Below are 25106 nucleotides of genomic sequence, written 5' to 3'. Positions count from 1 at the left end.
GAACAAGCGGCTTGCCGACAGGTTATTCCCGCAGGAGATCCTGTCATGGTCAAGAATATCGACCGCGCGTTGCAGGATGCTATTCTGGCAATGCGCATTCTTCGCAAATCCATCATTGATCATGGGCATATGGAAGCCATGGCCGAATTTGACGGCTTGATGAGCGTGACCATATCGGAGGCCGAGCGCCAACTCACCAGTTGGCAGACCGGTCATCGCGCCGAGCGATCGGACCACGCAGAATCCTGACGCGATCTCAAAGCTCGGACCCAACGGAACCTTGCCGAACGGCGTTGGTTTCATGGAATGCGACACGCTGCCGGAGGACAAAGTGGCCCGATTGGTCGACAAGCATAAGCTTGAGAGAGCCGATCGCGAGTCGCGGCTCATCCTCGACGCCGAACGGCAGGCCCGCGACGCAAAGACCGAGCGCCTTCGCAAGCAGCGACTGTCCGCCGAGCCAAGCGGCGAGCGACAGAAGCCCGCACCGCCGAAGCGGCGTGGGTGACGGCCTGCTCGTTCGCAAAGGCAAAAGGCGCGATCGGTCGATCGCGCCTTTGTTCGACCGGCGAATGCACTAGCCCATTCAGAGCGTGGTCGGTAACCCTGAAGATCCGCTTAGAGCAGTGACGGCCGAAAGCCGTTCGCGCTTCTGCCAGGTTGGCTTCTCGTATTTCTTCACCAGCTATCTCCCCTTGTTGGATACCGCAGAGAACACCGGCTTCGCCGCCAATGTCAATTGTACCATGACGACCGTGGTGATTGTTCGAAACGCCCCGCGCCGGGCGAATCGGTCCACCGTACTTTCAAATCCGCCGGTACGGGATAGATTTAGGACCGAGAAAGCGCCACAAGCCGCGTGGGAGGACCTTGCCAATGTCAGACACCGCCTTGCCGCTGGTGATCAGCGCGCCCGAGCCGCGCACGCTCGAACTGATCTTCACGCCGCCGCAGCTGGCGCGCCTCAAGGCGCATTATCGCATCGTCGAGACGACGCCGGACGGCGTGGCGCGGCTGCCGGCCCAGGTGCTGGCCGAGGCCCGCTACATCGTCGGCCAGCCGCCGATCTCGCCGCGGACGCTTGAAGCGATGAAGGCGCTGCGCTGCGTCTTCAATGTCGAGAGCAACCTCCTCGACAACATGCCCTACGAAACACTGTTCGCCCGGGGTGTCCATGTCGTCACGACGGGCCTGGTCTTCGCCGAGCCGGTAGCCGAGCTCGGCCTGGCCATGGCGCTCAACCTTGCCCGCGGCATCGTCGATGCCGACCTTGCTTTCCGCAAAGGCGAGGAACTGTGGGGCGGCGACGGCAACCAGACGGCGCGGCTGCTTTCAGGAGCCGATGTCGGCATCATCGGCTTTGGCGATCTCGGCCGCGCCCTCAACCGCCTGCTGTCGGGCTTCCGCACCCACACGAAGGTGTTCGACCCCTGGCTGCCGCCGTCGATCCTGAGGGAAAACGGCGTCGAGCCGGCCTCGCTGGACGAGGTGCTGTCATCAAGCGACTTCGTCTTCGTCGTCGCCTCGGTAACCTCCGAGAATCAAGGGTTTCTGGGCGCCGATGCTTTTGGCAAGATGCGCAAGGGAGCCGCCTTCATCCTGCTCAGCCGTGCCGGCGTGGTCGATTTCCCCGCCTTGATGGCGGCTGTGAAGAGCGGCCACATCCTTGCCGCCAGCGATGTCTTTCCCGAGGAGCCGCTGGCAGTCGACCATCCCGTGCGCGCGCTGCCCGGCTTCCTGCGCTCCGCCCATCGCGCCGGCGCCCTCGACATCGCCTTCAAACGCATGGGCGACATGGTGCTGGAGGACATGGACCTGATCGACCGTGGCCTGCCGCCGCTGCGCTCCAAACGCGCCGAGCGCGAGACGGTGTCGAGGATGCGCTCGAAGCCGTCCGACAGGAATTGAGCAACCGCGCGGGTGTGCTCAACCGCATAGGCGGGTTTTGTACCAAACCGTACGCTGAATGCCCTTTGAGATGCACCTTCGGAGGCGTAAAAAACAACCTCAGGGAGGTAGCGATGGTTGGAAGCCATATAGACGTGGCGCGGGCAGCTATCGAAGCCAGCTTCCTGCTACGACATCGTTCCATTGCTGGAAACATCGCCTTTCGCCGCGAAATGGACCATTCCAGGCGCGCGATCGCGCAATCGCGCGAGCTTCTGAAACGCCTTCGCCAACGCCAGCGCGATGGCAACAGTCGAGCCTGGGAAGCTACAGACCCGGTTCCCTTTGCCGTCTCAGCGTTCGATGCCGACATTCTGCGCGCTGTGTTCCGAGATCTGGTCTCCGAAGCGAACGTGCCCGAGTGTCAATGGCGCGATCTGGCCAAAAGCCTGGTTCACGAGTTTACCGGCTGCGAGCTGGCCGAGACCGGCTTGATAGAATGGCTCATCCACAAATAGTGACCCGCAAAGGTCCGTGAGCCCGTCTCCCAGAGATGCCCGCGCTTCCTGATGGAACGATCGCGCCGCCGGCTGGTTTTGCAAATGGCCGGGCGGTGGGAAGCCCGGCGTACTCGGAAGGCCCGTCACGAGTCGCGTCGGTGGCGGGCCTTTCCATATCCAGCAGCGATATTGGCCGAAGGTCCCATTTGTGGCCGTGCAGTGGGCGCCCTTCTCCGAACCGGTCCTGGTCGGCCAGGCCTTCGTGCTGACCGGAGCGGGGCCGGCCTGCCTGCCGGTCATCATGCGCCAGCAAGTCGGCAGGATCAGCCTGCGCCACGCGATGCGGATGTGCGGCGTCGTCAGCCTCGACGACACGCGCCTCGACCAGCTTGTGGCCAGCCTCGCGCGCGAACGCTAGAGTGGTCGGGGCCAATGACGATTTGGCCGGGCCAGCAAGAGGATCGCGATGCTCAACACGGTCGACTATGGCGGCAAGGAAGCCGATATCGTCCATGCGCTGGAGGAAGACATCATCTTTGGCCGGCTGGCGCCCGGCACGCGGCTGGTCGAGGACGTGCTGCTGGCCCGCTTCCCGGTCTCGCGCCACACCATCCGCCAGGCCCTCTACCAGCTGGAAAGGCTTGGCGTCGCCACGCGCGAGCGCAACAAGGGCGCCACGGTGCGCCGGCTCGCCCCCGAGGAAGTCCGCCAGATATATGAGGTGCGCGAGATGCTGCAGCGCCAGGCCGCGCTGATGATCCGGCTGCCGGCGAGCGAGGCGCTGATCGCCGAGCTGATCGAGATCCACCGCGTCTACAGCACCCATGTCGACGCCGGCTACCTCAGAGGCATCCATGAGGCCAACGACCGCTTCCACCTCACCATGTTCTCGGCCTGCGGCAACGCCTATCTCGTGTCCTCGATCGAGCACTATATGCGCCTCAGCCTGCCGGTACGGGCGAATTCGCTGGCCGACCGGGACAAGCTCGAAATCTCGCGCCAGCATCATCTGATGATGATCGAGGCGCTGAAACGCAGCGACAATTGGGTGCTGGCGCAGCTCTGCGTCGACCACCTGCAGCCGAGCAAGGCGTTTTATCTCAGGGAGGTCGAGATGGGACCGGTGGGCCGCGACGCCGGCTAAGGATGATGACGGGCAGTGCCGGGTACAGGTGACGCGCTGCCGCGCCATTCTATCTGACCTTGATGACGACCTTGCCTTTTGCCCGTCCGGTCCCGACATAGGCCAATGCTTCGTTGGTCTGTTCGAATGGGAAGACCCGATCGACGACGGGGCGTACGGCGCCGGATTCGATGAGCGACGTGATCTTGCCCAGCTGGTCGCCCTGCGCCCACATGAACAGGAACGAATAGTCGACACCGGCGCGTTTTGCCTTGCGGCGTATGCCACGGCTGAGCAGGCCCACGATCAGCCTCAGGACGATGTTGAGGCCTTGTTTCCTGGCAAAGTCGGAATCCGGGGGACCGGAGATGGAGATCAGCTTGCCGCCCGGCTTCAGAACGCGCAGCGATTTTGCGAGCGTCTTGGCGTCCTGGCTGTTCAGGACAACGTCGTAGCCCTGCAGGACGTTTTCGAAATCGTCCTTCTTGTAATCGACGACGATATCGGCGCCGAGACTTTTGACCAGATCGGTGCTCGCCGCGCTCGCTGTTGTCGCGACCGTCGCGCCGAGATGCTTCGCCAGCTGGATGGCGAAGGTCCCCACCCCGCCGGAACCGGCCTGGATGAAGACTTTCTGCCCCTTCCTCAGTTTGGCTTTCTCGACCAGCACCTGCCAGGCAGTCAGGCCGACGAGCGGGATCGAGGCGGCCTCTTCCATGCTGAGGTTTTTTGGCTTCAGGGCCACGTCGGCTTCGTTCATGGCTATGGATTGCGCGAATGTCCCGATCCGGCCATCGCGCGGCCGGGCATAGACTTCGTCGCCTGGCTTGAAGCCGCGGACTTTCGATCCGACCCGCACGACGATCCCTGCCACGTCGTGGCCCAGAATGAAGGGCGGGCGATAGGGCAGGATGGGTTTGAACTCTCCGTCCCGGACTTTGGCATCCAGGAGGTTCACGGCGGCGGCATGGATCTCGACCAGGACATCATCGTCCCGCGGATCCGGCTCTGGCATTTCGGCCAGCCGCAGGGCGCCCTTCTTCTGATATTTGTCGACGACAAAGGCTTTCATCATGGTCACTTTCTGAAAATCGTTTGCTCAGGCAGGCAAGCGGAACTGCTTGCGCAAGGTCTTGTCGAACATCCCGGCGGGCGCGAAGCGACGCAGCAGGCTGACCTGCCGGGCCGCCTTGCCCGCGGTGTAGCGCCGGCGCGGCTGGCTGGCGGTCGCCGCTTTGACGACCACATCCGCCACCACTTCCGGCCGATCGGCTTTGGGCATCACATCGGCAAGCAACGCCTTGAAGCCGGCTCGCGCCCGATCGTATTCCTTCAGCACGGAATTCGGTTCTATTCCATTCTGGTCGAAGACGGTGCGCACGAATGCCGGCTCGATGACCGAGACGCGAATATTGAAGGCACGAATCTCATGATCGAGCGATTCCGAATAACCTTCGAGCGCGTGCTTGACCGCGGAGTAATGCGCCGAATATGGCGCGGGTACCAATCCCAGGATCGAGCCGATATTTATGATGCGTCCTACGCCCTGCCGCCGCATGGACGGCAACACCGCATTGGTCACGCGCATGACGCCGAACAGATTGACGTCGAACAGCGCCTCCACCTGCGAGATCGAGGATTCTTCGGCTCCTCCAAACATGCCGACGCCGGCATTGTTGACCAGCAGATCGATGCGGCCGGTCCGCGCGTGTATGGTTGAAACGAGTGCATCGATGGCCTTGTCGTCGGTCACATCGCAAACCAGCATGGTTACTCCGTTCGGGCTGTCGCCGAGCTTGCGGCGGCTTGTGCCGAACACGGTAAATCCCGCTCGCGCCAGCGCTTCCGCGCTGGCGCGGCCGATGCCCGAGGAGGCTCCCGTGACGAGCGCGGTCTTTCCCGAATTCCTGTTCATTTGGTGCTCCAAAATCATGAGGGCTAGCTTTTTCGCCTCGTTAGAATTATGCTCGTAATATCATATTACACTCATAATGCAATAGAAGAAAGGAATCGCAGCCATGCGCTATGAAAAAGGCCGGAAGGACGCCTCGCGCAGCCGGATCATGGAGGTTGCCGCCAACCGTTTTCGCGGTGACGGTATCGCCGCGTCCGGGCTCGCAACCATCATGAAAGACGCCGGCCTGACCAACGGGGCCTTCTATCCGCACTTTCAATCCAAGGCGGCGCTTGTCCGTGAAACCGTGGCAGCGGCCTTGGAGGATCAGTCGGACCAGATCCGCGAAGCTTTGGCTGCCGGCGGCCTGGATATGGCCATCGACGCTTATCTGTCGACGGCACACCGGGATAATCCGGGACAGGGCTGCGCGTCCGCCGCATTGCTGCCGGAGATCGCACGCGAGCCTTCCGAAACACGTCAACTCTATACCGAGCGCTTGCTGACCCAGGTGCGCCAAGTGGCGGCGGAACTGCCGCCGCGGACCCGGAATCGGGAAAGCGTTGCGCTGGGCATCTTTGCGACCCTTATCGGCGCCCTTCAGATGGCCCGCGCCGTGGACGGAACGGAACTCTCGGAACGCATCCTCGCGGCAGGGGCAGACGCGGCGCGCACGCTGATCCAGCGGGATAGCGAGGCTTCCTCCTAGGTTCGAGCGAAGCTGTAGCTCAGACGAAGTCTGCAAGGTGCCGGCAAGCTGATCTCGGCTCTCGTAGCAGAGGCGCTTGACGGTCGCTGGGCGCTGAAACTTTCCGCAAGCCGGCCTCGTTGCTGCGCAATCGCTTCCTGAGGCGATGACAAGTCCCTCCAATCAATGCCTCGCTGGCTGCGCCCGCGAGGCCTTTTTTGTGCGGCGACAAGGCCGTCCTGCCGGAACCCGGAACCATCCGCGAGCCGCGAAGTTGTCCAGACGACCTGAAGCCTGGTCGTCCAGCGTCAGCGGCGATGAGCAGCAGCGGGGAAGATTGCTCAAAACCAAGCAGTCGTCTGGAGCCGTGGCTCGCGTTCCAAATATAGAAGATATTCAAAGGTTAGACAGAACACATTTTGGCGGAATTAGGGAATCTTGGTCTGATAAACCGGAACTTTCGGGCAAACTGTTTCGTTATAACCTTGATCGTTGCTTCGACGATCACAAAGCAACAGGGAAGGATCCAGTCATGAACATCAAGATGATCTGTCTTGGCGCGATGGCGCTTTCGATGGCCACCGGTTCGGCTCTCGCGGGAGGCAGCACGGGAACATCCGCTCTCGACGATCCTGCCAAGATGAAGCCGTTCTACACGGACTCAGGCATGAAGAAGATGGTCGGCAATGATGACTTCGTCAAAGCCTGGAAGGCCCTCACGCCCGAGGACCAGACCGCCATGAAGACCGCCTGCGCCGACGAGGCCAAGAACGCCAACCCGACCAACACGCATCCGGAGTTCTGCAGCAGCGTGAAATTGAACGGCGGCAGTTGATAACGCGCCGCAGCCGTGAAAACAGCCCCGTTCGCGGGGCTGTTTTCGTGACCGCCGTGCTTTGCCCTGCCGCTACTCATTCGGCCCCCACTCCAAGTGCCTGACCCCACGAGTTTTTGCCTCGATCAACACATTTCCCGCTTTTTTCAAGAAGAGGAAAAAACAGCGTCCTTGCTCTGGCCATGTTGCACTGCGAAATATATGCTGCATTGCAATATCGGCTACCCGGCCGGACAGGTGACGGCTGGGCGCAAACGAAGGAGCTGTCGTGGCGGCATCGTTTCGGCCTGACATACAGGGCTTGCGCGCGCTGGCGGTTGGCGGCGTCGTCGCCTACCATTTTGGCCTCACGGCGCTGCCTGGCGGCTTTGCCGGGGTCGACATCTTCTTTGTCATTTCCGGCTGGCTGATCACCACGCATCTGATGCAGGAGATCACCGAAACCGGCCGGCTCGACCTCTGGCGCTTCTATGCCAGGCGCGCACGGCGCCTTCTGCCGGCCGCCATCTTCGTCATCCTGGTCACGCTCGCCATCGGCACCTTCATCATGGCGCCGCAGGAACAGGCGCTCTATTCGCGCGGCGCCATGTATGCCGCGGCCTACACCATCAATCTGTGGCTGCTGCGCTGGTCGTTCGACTATTTCGCCGCCGATGCCTTGAGCAACCCCTTCATCCACTTCTGGTCGCTGTCGGTGGAGGAGCAGTTCTATCTCGTCTGGCCGGCACTGCTTGTCTTCGCCGCCTGGCTGCATCGGGGCCGGCGCATGACGGTGCTCGTGATCGGTACCGTCGGCCTCGCCTCCTTCGCGGCTTGTCTCTGGCTCACCAGTCTCTCGCCGGCCTGGGCTTTCTATTTCTCGCCGCTGCGGGCCTGGGAATTCGCCGCCGGCGGCCTGGCGACCTTTGCCGCGCCAATCTTGTGGCGGCATCAGTCCTGGCTGCGGGCGGCACAGGGATGGCTGGGCTTGGCGCTGATCGCCGTCGCCTATCTCTGTTTGAGCGAAGACCTGCCCTTCCCCGGCTGGTACGCGCTGCTGCCGGTTGCCGGCTCCGTGCTGGTGCTGTTGAACGGCGCCGGCGAGCAGGGCGATGCCCCGGCCAGGACTCGCTGGCGAGCCTCGGCGCCCGCCGCCATGCTCTCGCTGCCGCCCTTGCAGTGGGTCGGCACGCTCTCCTATTCGCTCTATCTCTGGCATTGGCCCGTGATCGTCTATGCCACCATGCTGCAGCCCGACCTCGGCGTGGCGCAGCGCATCTGCTGCGCCGTGCTGGCGCTGGCGCTGTCGGCGGCCACCTACCGGCTGATCGAAAACCCCGCGCGGCGCGGCGACTGGCTGGCGGCGACAGCCAGAGCCTTTCGCTTCGACGCCAGCCCGGCCGCAGGACCGCTTCGGCTTTTCCCCGGGCTTGCCCTCGCCCCGGCCCTCGTGCTGACCGCCGCCGGCGTGGCTGCGGCCTACGCCAACGCGCATCTGGCCACGCGCAACATCGATCCCACCCAGCGCGGCATCGAAGAGGCCGCCGAACAGCCGTCCATCGCGCGCGCCGTCGACAAGGACTGCCTGCTCGATTTTCACACGGTGGAGCCGAAACCTTGCACCTTCGGGCCGGCCGACGCCGCCCACACCATCGTGCTGTTCGGCGATTCGCATGCCGACCACTGGTCGACGCCGCTGGTCGAGGCAGCAAAACGCAACGACACCAAAGTGGTCACCTACCTCAAATCCTCGTGCCGTGCTTCACGGCTGTCGACCTTCAACGCCGTGCTCAAGCGCGACTACATCGAATGCGACGCCTGGCGCGAACAGGCGATTTCAGACATTATCCGCAGCAAGCCGCGCCTGGTGGTGATCTCGGAATTCTCGATCGGCAATCTGACACGCGACATGTCCGCCGCCAGCCGCAAGGCCGAGATAGCTCGCTGGCAGGCTGGCCTGCGCTCCACCTTGGAGGCCTTCAGCCAGGCCGGCGTCGAGGCCGCCGTCATCCGCGACACGCCGATCGGCGACAGCTTCGCGAACGCCTGCGTCGCCCGCGCGCTGTGGTGGCGCGAGGCGCCGTCGCTGTGCGACACGCCGAGGGCCGAGGCCGCCAATGACGACGTGGCCGCCGCCGAGCGCGCGGTGGTGAAAAGCATCCCCGACACGCTCTATGTCGACCTCACCGACCGCTTCTGCGGCCCGACCGAATGCCACGTCTTCATCGACGGCAAACTCGCCTTCCGCGACAGGCATCATCTGGCGACGGCCTTTGCCGAGACACTGGCAGCACCGCTGGAAAAGGCGCTGTTCTAGAGGGTTTCCTTTCTCCTGCGGAAGAAAGAAGAGGCGCCCGCTTACTCGGCCCCCGTTGCATCCAGGGGAAATGGACAGCGGCGGCCAAGGTTCAAAACGCGCCCCACCATGTTGACAGGTATGGCCAGGGCGGCATCGCCGGACAGGTCCTTTCGCGCCCCGGCAAACAGCTCGAACGATCGATCCACCGATTTATGGGAACAGGGCCGCGGCTGCAGCGTTTATTAGGCACACCTTAAGAAGGAGGTTGTCATGAAAAAGCTCTTGCTTGCATCCGTGATCGCGGTCGCTTCGGCGATGGCGGTGATCGCTCCGGCAAATGCCGCCAGTATCACGCTCGGCATCGGGAACGGCTATGATGACGACTACTACGTTCCCAGACATCGCGACTATTACCGTCACTACTCCGACGATAGCGACTATTACGGTGGCTACTCCGACGATGGAGCCTATTACCGCCGTCACCACTATCGTTATGGCGTGTACGACGACGGCTACCGGCCGCGCTATTACGGCATGTACCATCGCCGCTGCCACACCGAGCTGGTGAAGCATTGGCGCCACCACCACCGTGTAATCGAGAGAGTGCGGGTCTGCGGCTACTGACCTTGGGATTTGATCCGGCCGGCGTTAGCCGGCCGGATCAATATTGCCGTCCGGCTTGCGTAAAACACCAGCATTTGCCGGCGCGCCCGCATCGTCGGGGTTGAACAATCCTAACGTCCCATCATCATCCCATAGTGCACGGCCAGCAGGTCGAGCCCTACCTTCAACAGCCTTGTCACCACATCGCGGCCTTCGCCATTCTGTTCGGCCACGGTCTTCACCGGCTGTTCCAGGCACACGACCTTCCGCACGATTGCCGCCACGTCCCAATGCCCGAGCGCCCGTGTCGCGGCGGCGTGCGCGCGGCCGGCGTTGAGCACGCTGTCGGCGATGCCGCCGCCGATGCGGCCGCCGTCGACGCGCTCCGTCCAGCGCATCGGCTTGATATCGGCCTGCTGGCTGCACCGGAAGTGCTCGCGGTAGCGCATGCCGGCCTCGCGCTGTTGGCGGGTCAGCGAGGTGATGCCCAGCAGCGGGTCGACATTGCGCACCCGCACGATGCCGCCGGTGGAAGTGTGGCCGTCATTCGACACCTCGTAGACGCGCCGCGCCTCGGCCGTGCCCGGTGTCAGCCGCTTGCGGCCGAAGGCATCGTCCTTCAGCGCGAAATCATGGCCGACCTCGCGACGGATGCGCACCTGCTCGGCCTCGCCTCTCGGCAGTTTCGGCGCTTGCGGCCTGGCGGCCTTGGTTTTTTTGGGCATGGGTGGCTCCTTGGTTGTGTTCGAGTGGTGGCCAATTCTCAGTCGGCTCTGGCATGGCCGAGGGCGTCCCCCTCTCCGTCCGGGCTTCGCCGGGCCACCTGCCCGCCGCTTCGCACAGGCGAGGAAACCAGGCCGGCGCCCCTCCGCGCCAGCAACTCCCGCATCACCCGCCGCTCGCGCACTTCGATGCAGAGCTGCGCGCTCGAAGGGCAGAACTGCGCGTTGCCGCTCCTCACCTCGCCGCGCACGAAGCGCTGGATGGCGGCCTGCAGGTCGCCCAGCTCGGCATCCCTGATCGCGCCGAGGTAGCCGCGCAGTTGCATCTCGACGTCAGTCAGGGCGGATTGCGGGAAGCAGGAGAACATTGCCGCCAGCGCCTTCGTTGCCTGCTGCAGTTCGACCGTGGTCATATCCGCGGATCTCCTCGATGATGGCGTTGGCGGCGTCCCCGTGGGTTTTCGGCCTGGTCCAGCCCGGCGGCTTTTTGAGCCGGCCCGGTCTTTCGCGCCCTTCGCGCGCTGAAAAAGCCGAAGCTTTTTCCATCTGGTTTCTGGACTCTGGAGAATGCCGCGTCAAAACATCGGCATTTGCTTGGGTATGCGCCTTTGTTTTCAAGGCGGTGGCGGCTCCGCCGCGCGCGCCGGCGGCCGCTCTCGCCTCGCTCTTGAGCCGCGCCTTGCGCAGCTCCTTCGTCAGTCTCTTGTGTCCGATCTCGTCGCCCTCGCGCTCGAAGAAGGCGAGCAGCTCGGCACTGATCGCGCGCCATCGCTTCAACGGCAGGCGCGCCACGCGCGCCAGCCTCGCGTCATCCTCGGGCAGGCTTCCCCCGGCGTTCCACATCGCCATCAGCAGCAGCATGTAGGCGCCGATCTGCTCGGTCGAGAGTTGCAGCGTGTCGCCGACGAAATCGGAGACGTAGAGCTGCATGAAGGGCCGTTCGCTCATGCCGCGTACCACCTCGTTCTTACAGCCGCGCTAATGGAACCCGCCGCCGGTCCGGACGTTGTGACGCGTCCATGCCCAAGGGGAGGATTGCCCATGACGGCTTTCATGCCGGTGACCCTGCGTTTCTGCGACAACAAGACCATGCTGGTCGGCTCGGTGGCCGATGCGGCGATGGCGCTTCGTCACCAATGGCCCGACAAAACCGCGCCCGGCTATCTCGAGGCGGCGCGGCTCGTCCGGCTCGCGGTCGAGGGTACTTGCTGTCCGCGGCCCGCCTTCGAGGCCTTCCGCGAGGCGGCCAGGCAACAAGGCATATTGGTGGCCAAGCCAAGAAGCCGCGCACATGAGTGGCTCGACGCGGCAGCGAGCCCCTGAGACGGCCGCGATGCAACCGGCGGCAGGCCTTGTGCGTTTATGAGCGTCGGCTCGAACGCCGCGCCCGGACCGAAGGTGAATGCCGTGGGTACGATGAAGACCGGAGTGCCGCTCAAAGTCTCCCTGGACGGCCATGTCGAGGAGATCGAGACTGTCAGCGAGGCCGCCGATTTCCTGCAGCGCTGGCCGATCGAGCGGCGGGGCCACGTCTATCGCAGCGCCCTCAACGCCTGCAGCGCCGCCATCGCGGCGCAGATCTCGCAATCCGATGCGATGAAAGTGTTCACCGGCTTTGCCCGGGTTGCCGGCATTCTGGTTGCCGGCGGCGGCCCGGCGACGATGCTGGAGCGACGGGCGGTGCAGCCGCCCAAACAAGGGCGCCAGATGCCGAAATAGCGGTGCGGCGCGATAGGCGTTCACGGTAATTCTCCCGGTATTGGCGGCGATCGAAACTGGTGACGGCGGCGTGAGAAGCGCCTTTTCCTCCATTCAACGGGGAGAAGGGACCGAGCTTCACCCGGCTTCGCAAACAGGGCGGTGAAAGCGCGCCTGATGATAGCTGCAGTAGCTTTTCATCGCAGTGATGCGCATGCCGCAGCACAGCATGTCCTGGCCGGGCCGTCCGCGGGGCTGACCATTTTTAGCATCTTCCTCCGGCGCCAGGTCGAGCGGAGCACGGCAGCGGGTGAACAGGCAATCGATGAAGCGCATGGCCACGCCATGCGGCTGCCGGCCGATAGGACCGCGCGGCGACGCCGGCACCTTGAATCGGTAGGTTTGCCCATCAGCGATCAGCACGCCCGCCTCGCGTTGGAAAAGCCGTGGCCGGACGGGCGAAGGGGCCTGCTTCGGCCGCACGGCCGGTGTGCTCCCCGGCTGCGGGATGGCGCCGGCACGGCTCGTTAGAGGTTCCGCCTTGGCGGCTCGGCTCGCCGCCGTGGCCATCGCCGTGCCGGCCGCCGACGGGCCCTTGCCATTGGCGAAGCCGATCGCGCCCAGCATGGCATTGCGATGGACGATGCCGATAATGGCGTTGCGCGATACTGGGCTGCCGCGCTGTGCGCTGAACGCCGCCGCGATCCTGGAGGCCGAAAGCCCATCCCCGAGCCAGGCGGCAATCGCCTGCAATTCGCTGTCACTGTAGCTTGCCATGTCCGTCTCCATTGCGCGGCCAGCGGCCGCCGTGGACGGCGCCGTCAGGCAAGCGTGGGGTTTGCCCGCGGCCGTCATGGGCGCTGTCGGGCCTGGTCGGCCTGTCGGCCGCTGGGATTGCTGTGGACGAGCCGGCTCTCAGCCTCGCCGGGCGACCTGCGGCGAGGCGCGCAAGCCGCGCCCGCGCCAGGTCTCTATCGGGGGGCCGAACCAGCCCTGCCCGTCATCGGCTCGTACAGGATCTACGGTGCCGTTCTGCGTGCGACAGGCAACACCCGCGGCCGGGTCGAATGGGGGGCCGGAGCCGCGGGGAGCGGCGGCTCCGGCCGTTCCGGCCGCCGGGAACGGGCGGACCGGACGCAAGGCCGATGCACCAACGCAATCGGCTTCGCGCTTCGCCCCGGCCGGGGAGGAGGCGGCCGGGGCGGAAGGGAAAGGGCAGGCCGGCAAGGCCGGTCTGGAGGTGCTGTCGACTCTGAGAGGGTTGAGCTTTTGCATGAGTTGATATAAGCATAACTCAAAAAATGATGCAAGCCATTCTTTCATGGACGAAAGCAGGACTTGCCGCTCACATGAGGCCATGGTGAAAACGCAACTGTCGATCAGGGTCGGGGCCGCGATCCGCCAGGCACGCAAGCAGCGTGGCCTGGTCATGCGCCACATCGCCGAGCACAACGATACCGATGTCGCCGCCGTCGGCAACTGGGAAACCGGGCGCAACCTGCCCAAGACCGAGAACTTGCTAAAGACCGCCGCCTTCCTGCGCGTCGACCCCGTGGCGCTGGGCCAAGGGCAGGTTGTCTTCCTCGACGATGCCGGCCCGGTGGCGGACGCCGAGATCGTCACCGACGCCGGCCCGCTGCCGGCCGGAGCGATGGACATTCCGGTGCTGGGCGCCGCCGTCGGCGGCGACGACGGCGACTTCACCTTCAACGGCGAGCCGGCAGGATACGTGCAGCGTCCGCCAGGGGTCCGCAACCTGCCGAGAGTATTCGCGCTCCATGTCCTCTCGGATTCCATGGTGCCGCGCTACGAACCCGGCGACATGATCTATTGCGGCGGCCGCGACGCGGTGCCGGGCGACCATGTGGTGATCGAGACCTTTCCCGACGAGAACGAGAAGAACGGCAAGGCCTTCATCAAGAAACTGGTCCGGCGCACGGCGGGCGAGCTGGTGGTCGAGCAGTACAATCCGCCCAAGACGCTGACCTTCAATCGCTACGCCATCAAGCACGTCTGGCGGGTGATTCCGCTGAAGGAACTGCTGGGATACTAGACCGGGCCTGCGTGGCGTGGGCTATCGCCCGCGAGCCACGATAGCATTCAGCGTCAAGGACAACACCGTGACGGTCTTGCAAGCCTTTCACGGCGGGCGAGACGTTGCCCTCTTCGACGAAGACACGTCTGCTGACGCCTTAGGCAGCCGGCGCCCTCAAGCCCGCCTCGACCCCTCCAGCGGCACGTCGCGGCCGCTCAGCATGCGCGCTTCCGAGCGCACGCGCTGGCGCTCGTCGATGAAAGCGGCCTGGATCGAGATCGCCGTGCCAGGCAGCCCGTCGGCCCGGCAGGCCGAGCAGACGATGCGGCCCGACAGCGCGGCCAGCGGCGTGCTCCCATTCACACCGAAGCGCTTCAACTGATCGGGCCGCCACCACCTGTTGCGGCCGCAATCGGCGCACTCGACCGACAGCGAGGCGACCTGCGCGATCACTGCTTCCCTGCCTGGCAACGCCATCACTTCTCCGTCCTTTTGTTCGTGCTTTGTTCTTATCTTCCCGTGTTTCGAAGCAGGAGTCGAGTCGCAGTTTCCAAACTCCTCCAAAAGTCTCCCTTCTATGTCTGTTTGAGTTATGCTTATATCATACTTGCAAATGTGAGTCGGCGCGGGATCACCTCGCGCCAGATCCGGGAGCAAGAATGGATGCCGATTTCGCCCGCGCCTGCGGCTACACCGGCGACAGTCCCGCCTTGCTCGAAGCCTTCGAGGCGATCCGCCGCACCGGCATCGCGCAGGCCCGCCTGGATCATTTCAGGCGCAAGGCCGTCATCGACGAGTTGAAGCGCGCCGAGCCGCTGTTCCTGGCCGCGATCGGCCCGGCGCTGTCGGCGCACGAAGCCGTCGAGGATGCAGCCCGTTTCATCGCCGGCTGGCGCAACATGCCGCGCTGGCGCCAGGAACGGCGCCTGGCCGATCTTGCCAGGGCGAAGCAGCAGCGGCTCGTGGCGCGCTTCTTCCGCCGTTTCGGCCATCGTCTTTGGGCACTTGAAGCAGCCTGAGGCCCGAGCACGGCTGGACCGAGCCATTTGCGGGTTTCAATCCCTGATTTTTCTTTCTAGATTGCGCCTGGGGTGCCTGTTCGTTCGACGCACATAATTTGGAATGTTCAAGACTGCCCGCTCAAAAGTTCAGACCTGGATAACGGCCGGCGCGGGAACCATTGCCGCCTTGTTCGTCGCAGGCCTGATGGGGGCATTCGGCGCCCTGCCCGCCCATGGTCCACCACAATTGCCGCCAGATGCCGTCATCGAGGCCGGTCGCTGGCGCCTGCAGCCGGTGCGCGCCTATGTCGGCCATGCCAGGGTCCACGGCGTGCCGCTGAAGCCGGGCCAGAAGGCGCTGGTGCTGGAAGTCGACATGACCAACCGCACCGCGCAATCCGACAAGGGCTATTTCAACGTCTTCGCGCCGGACGGCGTCATCCTGTCCGATCCCGTGCCGATGATCGTGTTGACACGCGATCCCACGATGACGCCGGAACTGCATCCCGGCATGACCGAGCGCATGGCCTATGTCTGGCCGCTTGCCGGGGACGCCGCCGTGCCGGCAAGCCTCGCCTTCGGCGTCACCGCCGAGATCTTCAAGCCGCGCGACAATCTCTATGGCACACCAGGCTGGTACAACCCCTACCGGCTCGGCACCGTCACCTTGCCGGTCGCCGACCTGCCGGCGGCCGGGCAGTCGCAGAGTGGGCAGTCTCAGAGTGGGCAGCCGGAAAGCGGCCCATGAGGATACGCGTGCTTGGCAATCTCGCGATCCTTTGCGCCACCGTGGTGCTGAGCTACGGCATGCAGATGACGAAGCCGCATTATGCCGACCTCACCGCACCTATCCCCATCGATGGTTCGATGCATGACACGGTGCGCGCGCGCAGCTTCGCTGTCAGCTTGGACAAGGTGATCTTCGCGCGCCAGCTCAAGACCAATCAGTTCGGCCAGGAGAAGCTTTTGACGACCAGCGGCCTATGGGCGGTGGTAACAACAAACCTCACCGCGACCAGCACCTCCACCGCGGTCGCCGACGGCTTCTGGCAAGGCCCGACCGGGCTGCGATATCACCAGACGGAGCGGCTGGGCTACCGCCCCGACATGCCGCCGCACGGCGTCGATCCGGGCCTGGACAACCATGGCCTGTTCGTCTTCGAGGTACCACCGGACCAGATCCGCGGCGCCAGGCTGCTGATATCGGCGCGCCAGTTCGGCCCGCTCGACGCGCAGGCCCGCATCAGCCTCGACGCGCTGCCGACCGGCGCTGACGGCCAGCCGGCCGACATCCTGCCGGAATTCGACCTCGACGCGGCGCCGGGCCTGACACCGCAGGACAAGACACCGCAGGGCAAGACATGAGCGCCGTTTCGACAGACACCCCGACCGTGGACCGGCAATCCGAGCGACGATGGCGCCGGCGCGGCTTGATGGCGCTCGCCATCCTGCTGCCGCTGACACTGGCCGAGACCAGCCATGACAGCGTCCGCGAATGGCTGCATGGCGAGGACCTTATCGCCAGGGATGTCGAGTTCGGCCAATCCGTGCCGTTCGGCGGCAGCGGCTGGAAACTGGCCGATTTGCGCGGCGGCAAGGCCGGCCGCCTGCCCAACCACGCCTTCGCCGTCATCGCTACCTTCACCGTGACCATTGGCGACCCAGACCTGCAGAAACAATGGCTGGGCTGCAAGCTGATGCTGACAGACGCCGCCGGGCGCCGATGGCTGCCCGATTTCATCAGCGGCGTCAGCCTGCCCGACGGCGTGATGAATTGCGCTTCGGCCATCTTCTCCGGCGCCAAAAAAGGCGATGTCATCACCGTCGGCGACACCTTCATCGTGCCCGAGGACGCGGTGAAAACCATTCGCCCCGCCGTCGGGCTGGGCAGCGAACGGCCGTGGTATCTGCGTTTCCAGCGGCCGCCGAAGTGACAGCGCCCCAGGCTCGGCTCTGCAAGGCCGGCGCCAACAAATCCTCTACTTCCGCGCTTCGACAGTCCCGGTCACCCGCTTGGGCAGCGAGAACGCCGTCTCCAGCACGGCAGCGAGAAAACATATCCTGATCGGCTCGATCAAAATGCCGGTGGAGGAATCCTGGAACGGGCTGCCGAACAGCAGCGTCAGTCCATGGGAGAAAATCTGCCAGACATCGAGCTCGTGCGGGCCAATCAGCCGCGTCGCGCCAAGCCACAGCCAGGCCGCGCCCCAGTCGAGCAGGCGGTAGCCGACGATCAGCGTGCACAAAAGCACCAGGCTGGAACTCACCGTCAGCCGCACGCCATTGGCGATTGGCAGATAGCGCGAACGATAGCCGGCGATGAAATGCTCGACGAAATCGCGCAGGAATTTCGGCAGTCCGGCATAGCGCCGGCCGAACCGCTCGACGCGGCTGTCGACCCGCATCAACGCCGCGTCGTCGCGCACGTCATAGCCATAGATCAGCGCCGCCATCACCAGCCAGATCAGCGGCAAAAGCATGTAGAAAAACAGATTGACCGCCACCGTCGAGGGCGCGATCGAGGTGATCTCGACCGGCACCACAGGTGCGGCGCTCGTCGCCGTCACCACAGGTGCGGCGCTCGTCGCCGTCACCACAGGTGCGGCGCTCGTCGCCGTCACCGGGCTCGCCAGCCCGTCGATGGACGCCTGCAGCACGGACCAGAGATTGCGGCTCATCAGCCATTGCAGCGCGCTGTCCTTCCAGCGGCTGATGACGTAGAGACCGACGAAGATCCAGTTGGTCTCGCAGATCACCACCACGATCTGCCAGAACGACGTTGCCGTCGTCTTCGTCTGCATGAACTTGGCCAACCGGCGGATCAGCCATGACACGGCGACCGAAATCAGCAGCCAGCGCGAATCGAGCACGTCGAGCACATTGCCGCTCTGGCCGAAATCGGCCTGTTCGAGCGAGGCGCGCGAATATTGGCGCACGATATCGCCGAGGAACCCCCAGGCGGCGTAATGGGCAAAGAACGGCAGCAGCGCGATGGTGATCATGCGCACCAGCCGCGAGCCGCGCCGGTCAGTACCTCTCGCCTCCTTGCCAGCGACTTCGCTCTCGGAGGCCGCGGCCTTGTCCGCGCCGCGCTGCGCGGCCAGCACATTGGGCAGGCCCGGCCGCAGCACATGGAACATCGCAACCGTCACCACCAGCTGCGCCAGCGCCACCAGCGTCAGCATGGCAAGCCCGGCGAAATGGTTGGCGAGCGCCACCCTGGCAGCCAGCTGCAGCAGGAGATCGCCGGCCAGCACCCCGGCCAGCACCAGCGCCACGAGCTGCGGCCAGAAGCGCCGCAGCAGCGAAAAACTCAAGCTGATCGGCCTGATGATGTCGGCAACCATGAGATTCTTTCACGCTGCCCCGCGCGAAGCCTTTCTAGCAAGGCGCGGATGTTTTGCAAGAAATGGGGCAGCTTCCTGGCAAATGGCTAGGGTGAGCGCACAACCTCTCGCTCCTATCGCCTCACCCGCGACTTCAGCCAGCGGTCGAACGCCACCGCTAGGATCAGGATCAGCCCAATGACGATGCTTTGCGTGTAGGACGAGACGTTGTTGAACTGCAGGCCGTTCTGCAGCACGCCGATCAGGGCGGCACCCACCACCGTGCCGCCGACCGAGCCGATGCCGCCGAACAGCGAGGTGCCGCCGATGACGACGGCGGAGATCACCGTCAATTCGTAGCCGATGCCGGCGACCGCTTCGGAAGAATTCAGCCTGGCCGACAGCACGAAGGCGGCGAGCCCGGCGAAGAAGCCGACGATGACATAGACCGAGACCAGGATACGGTCGACCCGCAGGCCCGACAGCCGCGCGGCCTCGGCATTGCCGCCGACGGCATAGACGGCGCGGCCATAGCGAGTGTAGCGCAGCACGATATGGCACAGGATGGCGGCGATGGCGAAGATGATCGCCGGCACCGGCACCGGACCGATCAGCCCGGTGCCGAACCAGCGCATCGAGGCGTCGAAGCCGGAGATCGGGCCGCCATTGGAAATGGTCAGCGTCAGCCCGCGGAACACCGTCAGCCCACCCAGCGTGACGACGAAGGGCGGCACTTTCAGCCTTGTGATGGCGAACCCCTGCACGCCGCCGGCGAGCGCACCGACCACGACAGCGGCCAGCAACGCGGCGAACCAGCCAAAACCCTGCGTGCCTGACGTCGACAGCGACAGCGTGTTGGCGGTGCCGCCCTTGGCGACCACGGCCGCGACCATGCCACAGAAGGCGAGCAGCGAGCCGACCGAAAGGTCGATGCCGGCGGTGAGGATAACGAAGGTCATGCCGAGCGCGATCAGCCCGGTGATCGAGATCTGCCTGGTGATGTTGAACAGGTTGATCGGGTCGATGAAGCTTGGCTTCAGCACGGTGAAGACGACGACCAGCGCCGCCAGGAACAGCAGCGGCCCAAAGCTCATCAAAAGCCGCGCGATCGTCACGCCGCCGCGCTGGCTCTGTTCCTCGGCGATGCTCATCGTGCCTGCCCCTCCGCATCCTGTGCCGGCGTATCCTGCCTGTCGAGCGCCATCAGTTCCATCAATCTTTCCTCGTTTGCCTCGACGCCCGGCATTTCGCCGGTGATGCGCCCCTTGCGCATGGTGACGATGCGGTCCGACACCGCCAGCACCTCGGGCAATTCGGACGAGATCATCATCACCGCGATGCCGCGCGCCGCCAGTTGCACAAGGATCTGGTGCACCTCCGCCTTGGCGCCGACATCGACGCCGCGCGTCGGCTCGTCGACGATCAGCACTTTCGGGTCGCGCGCCAGCCAGCGCGCCAGGATCACCTTCTGCTGGTTGCCGCCCGACAGGCCCTCGATCGCCTGCTCGGCCGAAGCCATGCGGATCGACAGCATCTTCCTGAACCCCGACAGCGCGTCGCGCTCGCGCCGCTCGGCCATGAAGCCGAAGCCGTTGCTGAAGCGCCCGAGGGACGCGACGGAGAAATTCGGCAGGATACCAAGTGCCGCGAAGATCGCCTGGTGCTTGCGGTCTTCCGGCACCAGCCCAATGCCGAGCGCGATGGCGTCGGCCGGCGATGCGGGCGCGATCTGCTTGCCGTCGAGCGTGATCGTTCCCGCCGCGATGCGGTCGGCGCCGAAAATGGCGCGCGCCAGCTCCGTGCGGCCAGAGCCGACGAGGCCGGCAACGCCGAGGATCTCTCCCGCCTTGAGGTCGATATCGACACCGTCGAGCACGATGGCGTGCGGCGCTTCGGGATCGCGTACGGTGCGCAAGCCCCGAACCGACAGCACCACATCGCCGGCCGCCGCGCGTTGCGCCGGACGGGCGTAAAGTTCGGAAGCGGCGCGGCCGACCATCTTTTCGATGATGGCGGGCAATTTGACCGGCCCACCCTGACGCTCGAGATGTCCCGCCAGCCTGCCGTCGCGCAGCACCGTCATGCGGTCGCAGATGGCGGATGCCTCTTCCAGCCGGTGGGTGACGAACATGATCGCGACATGGTCCTTGCGCAGCCGGTCCATGATCGACAGCAGCCTCTGCACCTCCGTCTCGGTCAGCGCCGAGGTCGGCTCGTCCATGATGATCAGCCGGCTTTTCAAGGACAACGCACGGGCGATCTCGACCAGCTGCTGCTCGGCCACCGACAGCGCCGAAACCGGCGTCATCGGATCGATGGTAAGGCCTACACGGGCAATGATGGCGCGGGAATCCTGTTCCATCTTGCGCCAACTCACCAGCCCAAGCCGGCCGATCGGCGCGCGGCCGATGAAAATGTTCTCCGCCACTGTCAGCGTCGGGATCAGGCTGAGTTCCTGGTAGATGGTGACGATGCCCAGCCGCTTGGCCTCCTGCGGGCTCGCCGGCTGGTACTCGGCGCCGTCGAAGGTGATGCGGCCGCCGGACGGTGGCATGACGCCCGACAGGATTTTCAGAAGCGTCGATTTCCCCGCGCCGTTTTCGCCAAGCAGGCCGAGGATTTCGCCGGCGCGGACATCGAGCGAGACATCGCTCAGCGCGGTGACGCCGGCAAAATGCTTGGTGACGCCCTCGACGGCAAGCAGGATGGGGGATGCGGCTTCAGATGGAGACAAGGAGTGCTCCTTGATGCGGTTCAGGCTGTGCTTGAACACCCCCCTCTGGCCTGCCGGCCATCTCCCCCGCAAGGGGGGAGATCACCAGTGTCTCTGACCGCGCTTTTCCTGCAACGTTTGAGGTTGGCGAAAGGAGACGAACAGTCAATCTCCCCCCTTGCGGGGGAGATGTCCGGCAGGACAGAGGGGGGTGCTGTCCCGCCCGCCTCGCCAATCGGCCGATGTCCACCCGCCCCTCACTTCGTCTCGTTCAGCCTCTCCGCCTTGTCGAGATTGTCCTTGCCGATGACGATGGGCGTCAGCAGCACCAGCTTCTCCTTCGGCTCGGTCTTGTCCTTGGCGTAGGCGACCGCGATCTGCACGGCGGTGCGCGACTGCTTGCCTGGGAACTGTTCGACCGTGCCGGCGAGCTTGCCGTCGCGCACGGCCACCAGCGCTTCCGGCAGCGCGTCGAAGCCGTAGATCTTGACGTCGCTGAAATTGCGCGCGGCACACGCTTCGAGCGCGCCCAGCGCCATGTCGTCATTGGCGCAGATGATGGCGTCCGGCTTGCCGTTGGCGGCAAGGCCGGCTTCCGTCACCGTCAGCGCCTCGGCGCGGGCGAAGTTGGCGGTCTGCTCGTAGACGATCTGGTACTTGTCCTTCAGCGGATCGAGCACATTGTGCACGCCCTTGTTGCGGTCGATCGCGGGACCCGCGCCCGGCTGGCCCTGCAGGTGGAACAGCTTGGCGCCATTGGGGAACGCCGCCACCACGGCCTGGGCTTCCGCCTCGCCGCCCTTGACATTATCGGCGCCGACATGGGCCAGAATGCCCTGGACACCGTCGACGCGGCGGTCGATCGTCACCACGGGAACGCCGGCCTTGACCGCTTCCTCGATGGCTGGCGCCAGCGCGTTCACGTCGAGCGGCGAGATGACGATGGCGTTGACCTTCTGCACCAGCGCCGCCTCGATGTCGGCGGTCTGCTTGGTGGCCGAGTTCTGGCCGTCGCTCTCGGTCAGGTTGACGCCTTGCGCCTGCGCTTCGGCCTTGATCTCGTTCAGCATGTGCACGAAGAACGGAAAGCCGAGACTGGGCACCGAGCCCAGTATGGTGAGTTTGTCCTCGGCGAAAGCCGAGCGTGCGGCGAGCATCATGGCGCCCGCGGCGACGGACGTCATCAGGAATTCGCGTCTGTTCATGGGTTCCTCCTCCACAGAAGCGCACGGCCCCTAAAAACCGGGACCGGTTTCAGGAAGGATCATGCGCCGGTTAAAGTGTTGGAGCATCCTCCTTGCGCCAAGAACGCATGCCGCTCCAGCTGACCGCCGCCTAAATTCCTCCGATCGGCGTCAACAAGAGGATGCTAACCCAGGGTCAACCATTTGTGCAACATCGATATAACAGCCAGGACAGCAACTTGTCGGAATTGTCTGAATTTTGGACTCTTCGGTCCGAAGGCCTTCTACGTCAGGAACGCCAAGGAGCGGCTCCAGAGCTGCGCGGCCGCCGTTGCATCGTAGTCGGGCAGTGCCGGGTCGGAAAAATAATGTCCCGCGTTTGGATAGCGGAAAACCTGCACATCCGCTCTCGCTGCCTCCGCGCTTTCCTGCCAGGCAGTGACGTCGGGCTCGGGGAACAGTGGATCGGTGTCCGCGACATGCAGTTGGATGGGCAAGCCGGGTCGTGTGTTGGCAGGCACGGTCGCCAAACCATGCAACAGCAGAACACCCGCTGCCAGCGGCCGCGACGCCCAGAATTCCGCCACCACGCCGGCTCCCATCGAGATACCCGCCAGCACCGCATCGCCCGGCGTCGAGGCCAGAGCCTCTCGCGCGTTCAGGCAGATGGCACCCCAGCCGATCCGCGCCTTGATCGCGAAACCTTCATCCAGATCATCCGTCGCCGCACCCTGATAAAGGTCTGGCAGTGCGACCGCATGGCCGCAGGCGCGAAGGCATTCCGCAAGATGACGCTCGATCGGGCGAAGGCCAAGAACCGAGTGAAACAGGATGATGTCCGTCATGCACCGGCCCCTAGGTCGCGCAGATCCAGTCATTTTTTACCTGCCGGGGCGTGCAGCCTCAAGGCACACCGCAGCGGCTTCCATTTTCCCGGTGCGCCACTACCTTTGGGACGGCCAGGCCGACGAAATGGAGACACCATATGAAGCCGCGCATCATCTGCCACATGCTTGCCTCGCTCGACGGCAGCCTTCATCCAAGCCGCTATACTGAAAGCCCCGACGGCAGCCGGGCGGAGTGGTCGGGCCTCTATGAAAAGATCCACAACGACCTCGAAGGTGACGCCTGGATCGTCGGCCGCGTCACCATGGCCGAGATGAGCAAGGCCGCCGCGCATCCGCCCGAGCATGTGGGCAAGGTCGATCGGCCGCATCATTTCGCGCGGCGCGACGCGGGCAGCTTTGCCGTGGCGCTCGATGCCTCGGGCAAGCTGCACTTCGCCAAACCCGATATCGGCGGCGACCATGTCGTGGTGCTGCTCGGGTATGGTGTGGCCGACAGCCATCTGGCCGAGCTCGCCACTGACGGCGTGTCTTATATCGTGTCGCAAACGCCCGGCATCGATCTCGCCGCCATGCTGGACGTGCTCGGGCGTGAGTTCGGCATCCGCCGCCTGCTGCTCGAAGGCGGCGCCGGCATCAACGGCTCCTTCCTGGCGGCGGGGCTGGTCGATGAACTCAGCCTTCTCATTGCTCCCGCGCTCGATGCGCGGGCGGCAAACCAGGGCTTTGTCGAGTTCGGTGAAAGCGGCCTTGCCGACAAGGTGCGGTTGTCGCTCAAGGATTGCAAAGCCCTCGCGCACGGGCTCGTCCATTTGCGCTAGGCCGTCACCCCGGGCTAAGGCCGCCTCTTACGCGCCTCAGTATCGCATCGCGTCCAGATCGGCGATCAGCGTCGGGCCGGTCGGACGCCAGCCGAGCCGCGCCTGGGTCAGCGCGCTGGAGGCCGGCAGGTCCATGGGGGCGAACATCGCCATCCAGCCGAAATGCTCCGCCGCCTTTTCCGGCGCGATCGAAACCACCGGCAGGTTCAGTCCCCGGCCAAGCGCCTCGGCGATCGCGCGCACCTCGACGCCTTCCTCGCCGACGGCGTGATAGCGCGCGCCGGGCTGCCGCTTCTCCACCGCGAGCCGATAAAGACGCGCGGCGTCCGCGACATGGCCGGCCGAATAGCGGTTGCGGCCCTCGCCGACATAGGCCGAGGTGCCCTTCTGGCGCGCGATCTCGATGAGCGGCGAAATCAGCCCCTGCTTAAGGGTGTTGTGGACCTGCGGCAGGCGCATCACCGACAGGTTGATGCCCGCCTCCAGCAACGCATTCCCGGCGAGTTCCGAGGCGATGCGCGGATTGGGGTGATCGGGGTTGAAGACATCCTCGACGGCCAGTTGGCCATGGCCGGGACTGCCCATGCCGACGCCCGAGGTGATCACCAGCGGCCGGTCGGAGCCGGCGAGTGCCTGGCCGAGCGCGGCGATGACACGGCTGTCCTTTTCGCAATTCTCGGCGAACCGCGAAAAATCATGGTCGAACGCGGTGTGGATCACGGCTTCCGCCTCCGCCGCGCCGTCGCGCAGGCCTTGGGGATTCTCGAGGGTTCCCCGATACACCTCGGCGCCGGCGGCGGCCAACGCCTCGGCACCGGCATCGGAGCGGGTGACGCCGACGACCTGATGGCCGGCCTGAAGAAGTTCGGGAACGATGGCCGAACCGATGAAACCGGTCGCGCCGGTTAAAAAGATACGCATGCAAAATCTCCTGCACAGTTGCCTGCGCACTA

The 25106-nt window shown here is 64.7% G+C and carries 31 protein-coding genes; 18 read left to right on the top strand and 13 right to left on the bottom strand.

Going from position 1 to position 25106, the window contains the following annotated elements; translation table 11 throughout:
* The first annotated feature begins 45 nt into the window (after positions 1–45).
* From FJ936_RS21470 to FJ936_RS21445, 6 genes are all read left to right on the top strand, one after another.
* Positions 46–249 (top strand): hypothetical protein, encoded by a 204-nt coding sequence (locus FJ936_RS21470; RefSeq protein WP_140617918.1) that lies wholly within the window; start codon positions 46–48, stop codon positions 247–249.
* 31 nt (positions 250–280) lie between these two features.
* Entirely contained in the window at positions 281–508 is a 228-nt protein-coding gene (locus FJ936_RS21465; RefSeq protein ID WP_015316832.1) for a hypothetical protein, read from the top strand.
* A 368-nt stretch (positions 509–876) separates the two neighbouring features.
* On the top strand, positions 877–1908 hold the full coding sequence (locus FJ936_RS21460; RefSeq protein WP_141906949.1) for a hydroxyacid dehydrogenase: 1032 nt from the start codon (positions 877–879) through the stop codon (positions 1906–1908).
* A 113-nt stretch (positions 1909–2021) separates the two neighbouring features.
* The gene (locus FJ936_RS21455; protein ID WP_141906948.1) at positions 2022–2405 is read left to right on the top strand and encodes a hypothetical protein; all 384 of its coding nucleotides are present in this window, start codon (positions 2022–2024) and stop codon (positions 2403–2405) included.
* A gap of 190 nt (positions 2406–2595) precedes the next feature.
* Entirely contained in the window at positions 2596–2805 is a 210-nt protein-coding gene (locus FJ936_RS21450; RefSeq protein ID WP_246680506.1) for a hypothetical protein, read from the top strand.
* Between the two features lie 48 nt (positions 2806–2853).
* Positions 2854–3531: a GntR family transcriptional regulator gene (locus FJ936_RS21445; protein ID WP_015316829.1), complete on the top strand. Its 678-nt coding sequence runs from the start codon at positions 2854–2856 to the stop codon at positions 3529–3531.
* Between the two features lie 49 nt (positions 3532–3580).
* On the opposite strand, the gene FJ936_RS21440 is transcribed toward FJ936_RS21445, so the two are convergent.
* Positions 3581–4582, bottom strand: a complete 1002-nt coding sequence (locus FJ936_RS21440) for an NADP-dependent oxidoreductase (RefSeq protein ID WP_140788519.1) — start codon at positions 4580–4582, stop codon at positions 3581–3583.
* A 27-nt stretch (positions 4583–4609) separates the two neighbouring features.
* A complete protein-coding gene (locus FJ936_RS21435) occupies positions 4610–5425 on the bottom strand; it encodes an oxidoreductase (protein WP_140788402.1) in 816 nt (271 codons plus the stop codon).
* Between the two features lie 103 nt (positions 5426–5528).
* Here FJ936_RS21435 and FJ936_RS21430 point away from each other — a divergent pair, with 103 nt between their 5' ends.
* The 4 genes from FJ936_RS21430 (at position 5529) to FJ936_RS21415 (ending at position 9829) form a co-directional block, all read left to right on the top strand.
* The gene (locus FJ936_RS21430; RefSeq protein ID WP_140663505.1) at positions 5529–6113 is read left to right on the top strand and encodes a TetR/AcrR family transcriptional regulator; all 585 of its coding nucleotides are present in this window, start codon (positions 5529–5531) and stop codon (positions 6111–6113) included.
* A gap of 511 nt (positions 6114–6624) precedes the next feature.
* Positions 6625–6927, top strand: a complete 303-nt coding sequence (locus FJ936_RS21425) for a hypothetical protein (protein ID WP_015316825.1) — start codon at positions 6625–6627, stop codon at positions 6925–6927.
* A gap of 268 nt (positions 6928–7195) precedes the next feature.
* Positions 7196–9223 carry an acyltransferase family protein gene (locus tag FJ936_RS21420; RefSeq protein ID WP_140788400.1) on the top strand — a complete coding sequence of 676 codons (2028 nt, stop codon included), beginning with the start codon at positions 7196–7198 and terminating at the stop codon, positions 9221–9223.
* A gap of 252 nt (positions 9224–9475) precedes the next feature.
* Positions 9476–9829, top strand: a complete 354-nt coding sequence (locus FJ936_RS21415; protein ID WP_140788398.1) for a hypothetical protein — start codon at positions 9476–9478, stop codon at positions 9827–9829.
* Between the two features lie 110 nt (positions 9830–9939).
* On the opposite strand, the gene FJ936_RS21410 is transcribed toward FJ936_RS21415, so the two are convergent.
* Genes FJ936_RS21410 through FJ936_RS21400 form a run of 3 tightly spaced genes read right to left on the bottom strand, consistent with a single transcriptional unit; the run spans position 9940 to position 11478 of the window.
* Positions 9940–10533: a DUF6456 domain-containing protein gene (locus FJ936_RS21410; RefSeq protein WP_140788396.1), complete on the bottom strand. Its 594-nt coding sequence runs from the start codon at positions 10531–10533 to the stop codon at positions 9940–9942.
* Between the two features lie 38 nt (positions 10534–10571).
* Complete coding sequence (locus FJ936_RS21405; protein WP_140663511.1) at positions 10572–10943, bottom strand: hypothetical protein; 372 nt, start codon at positions 10941–10943, stop codon at positions 10572–10574.
* On the bottom strand, positions 10864–11478 hold the full coding sequence (locus FJ936_RS21400) for a DUF1376 domain-containing protein (protein WP_015316820.1): 615 nt from the start codon (positions 11476–11478) through the stop codon (positions 10864–10866). The genes FJ936_RS21405 and FJ936_RS21400 overlap by 80 nt, the downstream gene beginning before the upstream one ends.
* 93 nt (positions 11479–11571) lie before the next feature.
* Here FJ936_RS21400 and FJ936_RS21395 point away from each other — a divergent pair, with 93 nt between their 5' ends.
* Together FJ936_RS21395 and FJ936_RS21390 are read left to right on the top strand one after the other, a co-directional pair.
* Positions 11572–11853, top strand: coding sequence for a DUF982 domain-containing protein (locus FJ936_RS21395; protein WP_015316819.1), 282 nt, complete (start codon positions 11572–11574; stop codon positions 11851–11853).
* Positions 11854–11892: 39 nt separating this feature from the next.
* Entirely contained in the window at positions 11893–12249 is a 357-nt protein-coding gene (locus FJ936_RS21390; RefSeq protein WP_140788394.1) for a DUF982 domain-containing protein, read from the top strand.
* A 117-nt stretch (positions 12250–12366) separates the two neighbouring features.
* Here FJ936_RS21390 and FJ936_RS21385 read toward each other — a convergent pair whose 3' ends face one another.
* Positions 12367–13005, bottom strand: coding sequence for a GcrA family cell cycle regulator (locus tag FJ936_RS21385; RefSeq protein WP_140788392.1), 639 nt, complete (start codon positions 13003–13005; stop codon positions 12367–12369).
* Positions 13006–13585: 580 nt separating this feature from the next.
* Here FJ936_RS21385 and FJ936_RS21375 point away from each other — a divergent pair.
* Complete coding sequence (locus FJ936_RS21375; RefSeq protein WP_181166485.1) at positions 13586–14281, top strand: helix-turn-helix transcriptional regulator; 696 nt, start codon at positions 13586–13588, stop codon at positions 14279–14281.
* A gap of 156 nt (positions 14282–14437) precedes the next feature.
* On the opposite strand, the gene FJ936_RS21370 is transcribed toward FJ936_RS21375, so the two are convergent.
* Positions 14438–14740: a hypothetical protein gene (locus tag FJ936_RS21370; protein ID WP_015316815.1), complete on the bottom strand. Its 303-nt coding sequence runs from the start codon at positions 14738–14740 to the stop codon at positions 14438–14440.
* A gap of 182 nt (positions 14741–14922) precedes the next feature.
* Between FJ936_RS21370 and FJ936_RS21365 the strand changes: the two genes are divergently transcribed.
* From FJ936_RS21365 to FJ936_RS21350, 4 genes are all read left to right on the top strand, one after another.
* Entirely contained in the window at positions 14923–15282 is a 360-nt protein-coding gene (locus tag FJ936_RS21365; RefSeq protein ID WP_140788390.1) for a hypothetical protein, read from the top strand.
* A gap of 103 nt (positions 15283–15385) precedes the next feature.
* A complete protein-coding gene (locus FJ936_RS21360) occupies positions 15386–16012 on the top strand; it encodes a hypothetical protein (protein WP_140788388.1) in 627 nt (208 codons plus the stop codon).
* Positions 16009–16629, top strand: coding sequence for a hypothetical protein (locus tag FJ936_RS21355; protein ID WP_140617905.1), 621 nt, complete (start codon positions 16009–16011; stop codon positions 16627–16629). The genes FJ936_RS21360 and FJ936_RS21355 overlap by 4 nt, the downstream gene beginning before the upstream one ends.
* Positions 16626–17198, top strand: a complete 573-nt coding sequence (locus FJ936_RS21350) for a hypothetical protein (RefSeq protein ID WP_015316812.1) — start codon at positions 16626–16628, stop codon at positions 17196–17198. The genes FJ936_RS21355 and FJ936_RS21350 overlap by 4 nt, the downstream gene beginning before the upstream one ends.
* Positions 17199–17243: 45 nt before the next feature.
* Here FJ936_RS21350 and FJ936_RS21345 read toward each other — a convergent pair whose 3' ends face one another.
* The 5 genes from FJ936_RS21345 to FJ936_RS21320 form a co-directional block, all read right to left on the bottom strand.
* Positions 17244–18611, bottom strand: a complete 1368-nt coding sequence (locus tag FJ936_RS21345; RefSeq protein ID WP_141906947.1) for a hypothetical protein — start codon at positions 18609–18611, stop codon at positions 17244–17246.
* Between the two features lie 113 nt (positions 18612–18724).
* Positions 18725–19741, bottom strand: a complete 1017-nt coding sequence (locus FJ936_RS21340) for an ABC transporter permease (protein WP_023774610.1) — start codon at positions 19739–19741, stop codon at positions 18725–18727.
* A complete protein-coding gene (locus FJ936_RS21335) occupies positions 19738–21339 on the bottom strand; it encodes a sugar ABC transporter ATP-binding protein (RefSeq protein WP_181171134.1) in 1602 nt (533 codons plus the stop codon). The genes FJ936_RS21340 and FJ936_RS21335 overlap by 4 nt, the downstream gene beginning before the upstream one ends.
* A 221-nt stretch (positions 21340–21560) precedes the next feature.
* Positions 21561–22508 (bottom strand): substrate-binding domain-containing protein, encoded by a 948-nt coding sequence (locus FJ936_RS21325; RefSeq protein ID WP_140663528.1) that lies wholly within the window; start codon positions 22506–22508, stop codon positions 21561–21563.
* A gap of 263 nt (positions 22509–22771) precedes the next feature.
* Entirely contained in the window at positions 22772–23332 is a 561-nt protein-coding gene (locus FJ936_RS21320; protein ID WP_140788384.1) for a dienelactone hydrolase family protein, read from the bottom strand.
* A gap of 140 nt (positions 23333–23472) precedes the next feature.
* Here FJ936_RS21320 and FJ936_RS21315 point away from each other — a divergent pair, with 140 nt between their 5' ends.
* Entirely contained in the window at positions 23473–24153 is a 681-nt protein-coding gene (locus tag FJ936_RS21315; RefSeq protein WP_141906946.1) for a RibD family protein, read from the top strand.
* A 36-nt stretch (positions 24154–24189) separates the two neighbouring features.
* Here the strand turns inward: FJ936_RS21315 and FJ936_RS21310 are convergent, their stop codons facing one another.
* Entirely contained in the window at positions 24190–25074 is an 885-nt protein-coding gene (locus FJ936_RS21310; protein ID WP_140663534.1) for an SDR family oxidoreductase, read from the bottom strand.
* Positions 25075–25106 lie beyond the last annotated feature (32 nt).

Origin of the sequence: Mesorhizobium sp. B2-4-13 (assembly GCF_006658535.1) — a bacterium.
Taxonomy (GTDB): domain Bacteria; phylum Pseudomonadota; class Alphaproteobacteria; order Rhizobiales; family Rhizobiaceae; genus Mesorhizobium; species Mesorhizobium australicum.
This window is presented reverse-complemented; position numbering and strand designations above follow the sequence as displayed.

What these genes read in the sequence shown, in the direction of transcription:
- FJ936_RS21470 (WP_140617918.1), top strand. Translation starts at nt 46, where the DNA reads ATGGTCAAGAATATCGACCGCGCGTTGCAGGATGCTATTCTGGCAATG.
- FJ936_RS21460 (WP_141906949.1), top strand. Translation starts at nt 877, where the DNA reads ATGTCAGACACCGCCTTGCCGCTGGTGATCAGCGCGCCCGAGCCGCGC.
- FJ936_RS21455 (WP_141906948.1), top strand. Translation starts at nt 2,022, where the DNA reads ATGGTTGGAAGCCATATAGACGTGGCGCGGGCAGCTATCGAAGCCAGC.
- FJ936_RS21445 (WP_015316829.1), top strand. Translation starts at nt 2,854, where the DNA reads ATGCTCAACACGGTCGACTATGGCGGCAAGGAAGCCGATATCGTCCAT.
- FJ936_RS21440 (WP_140788519.1), bottom strand. Translation starts at nt 4,582, where the DNA reads ATGAAAGCCTTTGTCGTCGACAAATATCAGAAGAAGGGCGCCCTGCGG.
- FJ936_RS21435 (WP_140788402.1), bottom strand. Translation starts at nt 5,425, where the DNA reads ATGAACAGGAATTCGGGAAAGACCGCGCTCGTCACGGGAGCCTCCTCG.
- FJ936_RS21430 (WP_140663505.1), top strand. Translation starts at nt 5,529, where the DNA reads ATGCGCTATGAAAAAGGCCGGAAGGACGCCTCGCGCAGCCGGATCATG.
- FJ936_RS21425 (WP_015316825.1), top strand. Translation starts at nt 6,625, where the DNA reads ATGAACATCAAGATGATCTGTCTTGGCGCGATGGCGCTTTCGATGGCC.
- FJ936_RS21415 (WP_140788398.1), top strand. Translation starts at nt 9,476, where the DNA reads ATGAAAAAGCTCTTGCTTGCATCCGTGATCGCGGTCGCTTCGGCGATG.
- FJ936_RS21410 (WP_140788396.1), bottom strand. Translation starts at nt 10,533, where the DNA reads ATGCCCAAAAAAACCAAGGCCGCCAGGCCGCAAGCGCCGAAACTGCCG.
- FJ936_RS21405 (WP_140663511.1), bottom strand. Translation starts at nt 10,943, where the DNA reads ATGACCACGGTCGAACTGCAGCAGGCAACGAAGGCGCTGGCGGCAATG.
- FJ936_RS21400 (WP_015316820.1), bottom strand. Translation starts at nt 11,478, where the DNA reads ATGAGCGAACGGCCCTTCATGCAGCTCTACGTCTCCGATTTCGTCGGC.
- FJ936_RS21395 (WP_015316819.1), top strand. Translation starts at nt 11,572, where the DNA reads ATGACGGCTTTCATGCCGGTGACCCTGCGTTTCTGCGACAACAAGACC.
- FJ936_RS21390 (WP_140788394.1), top strand. Translation starts at nt 11,893, where the DNA reads ATGAGCGTCGGCTCGAACGCCGCGCCCGGACCGAAGGTGAATGCCGTG.
- FJ936_RS21385 (WP_140788392.1), bottom strand. Translation starts at nt 13,005, where the DNA reads ATGGCAAGCTACAGTGACAGCGAATTGCAGGCGATTGCCGCCTGGCTC.
- FJ936_RS21375 (WP_181166485.1), top strand. Translation starts at nt 13,586, where the DNA reads ATGGTGAAAACGCAACTGTCGATCAGGGTCGGGGCCGCGATCCGCCAG.
- FJ936_RS21370 (WP_015316815.1), bottom strand. Translation starts at nt 14,740, where the DNA reads ATGGCGTTGCCAGGCAGGGAAGCAGTGATCGCGCAGGTCGCCTCGCTG.
- FJ936_RS21365 (WP_140788390.1), top strand. Translation starts at nt 14,923, where the DNA reads ATGGATGCCGATTTCGCCCGCGCCTGCGGCTACACCGGCGACAGTCCC.
- FJ936_RS21360 (WP_140788388.1), top strand. Translation starts at nt 15,386, where the DNA reads ATGTTCAAGACTGCCCGCTCAAAAGTTCAGACCTGGATAACGGCCGGC.
- FJ936_RS21355 (WP_140617905.1), top strand. Translation starts at nt 16,009, where the DNA reads ATGAGGATACGCGTGCTTGGCAATCTCGCGATCCTTTGCGCCACCGTG.
- FJ936_RS21350 (WP_015316812.1), top strand. Translation starts at nt 16,626, where the DNA reads ATGAGCGCCGTTTCGACAGACACCCCGACCGTGGACCGGCAATCCGAG.
- FJ936_RS21345 (WP_141906947.1), bottom strand. Translation starts at nt 18,611, where the DNA reads ATGGTTGCCGACATCATCAGGCCGATCAGCTTGAGTTTTTCGCTGCTG.
- FJ936_RS21340 (WP_023774610.1), bottom strand. Translation starts at nt 19,741, where the DNA reads ATGAGCATCGCCGAGGAACAGAGCCAGCGCGGCGGCGTGACGATCGCG.
- FJ936_RS21325 (WP_140663528.1), bottom strand. Translation starts at nt 22,508, where the DNA reads ATGAACAGACGCGAATTCCTGATGACGTCCGTCGCCGCGGGCGCCATG.
- FJ936_RS21320 (WP_140788384.1), bottom strand. Translation starts at nt 23,332, where the DNA reads ATGACGGACATCATCCTGTTTCACTCGGTTCTTGGCCTTCGCCCGATC.
- FJ936_RS21315 (WP_141906946.1), top strand. Translation starts at nt 23,473, where the DNA reads ATGAAGCCGCGCATCATCTGCCACATGCTTGCCTCGCTCGACGGCAGC.
- FJ936_RS21310 (WP_140663534.1), bottom strand. Translation starts at nt 25,074, where the DNA reads ATGCGTATCTTTTTAACCGGCGCGACCGGTTTCATCGGTTCGGCCATC.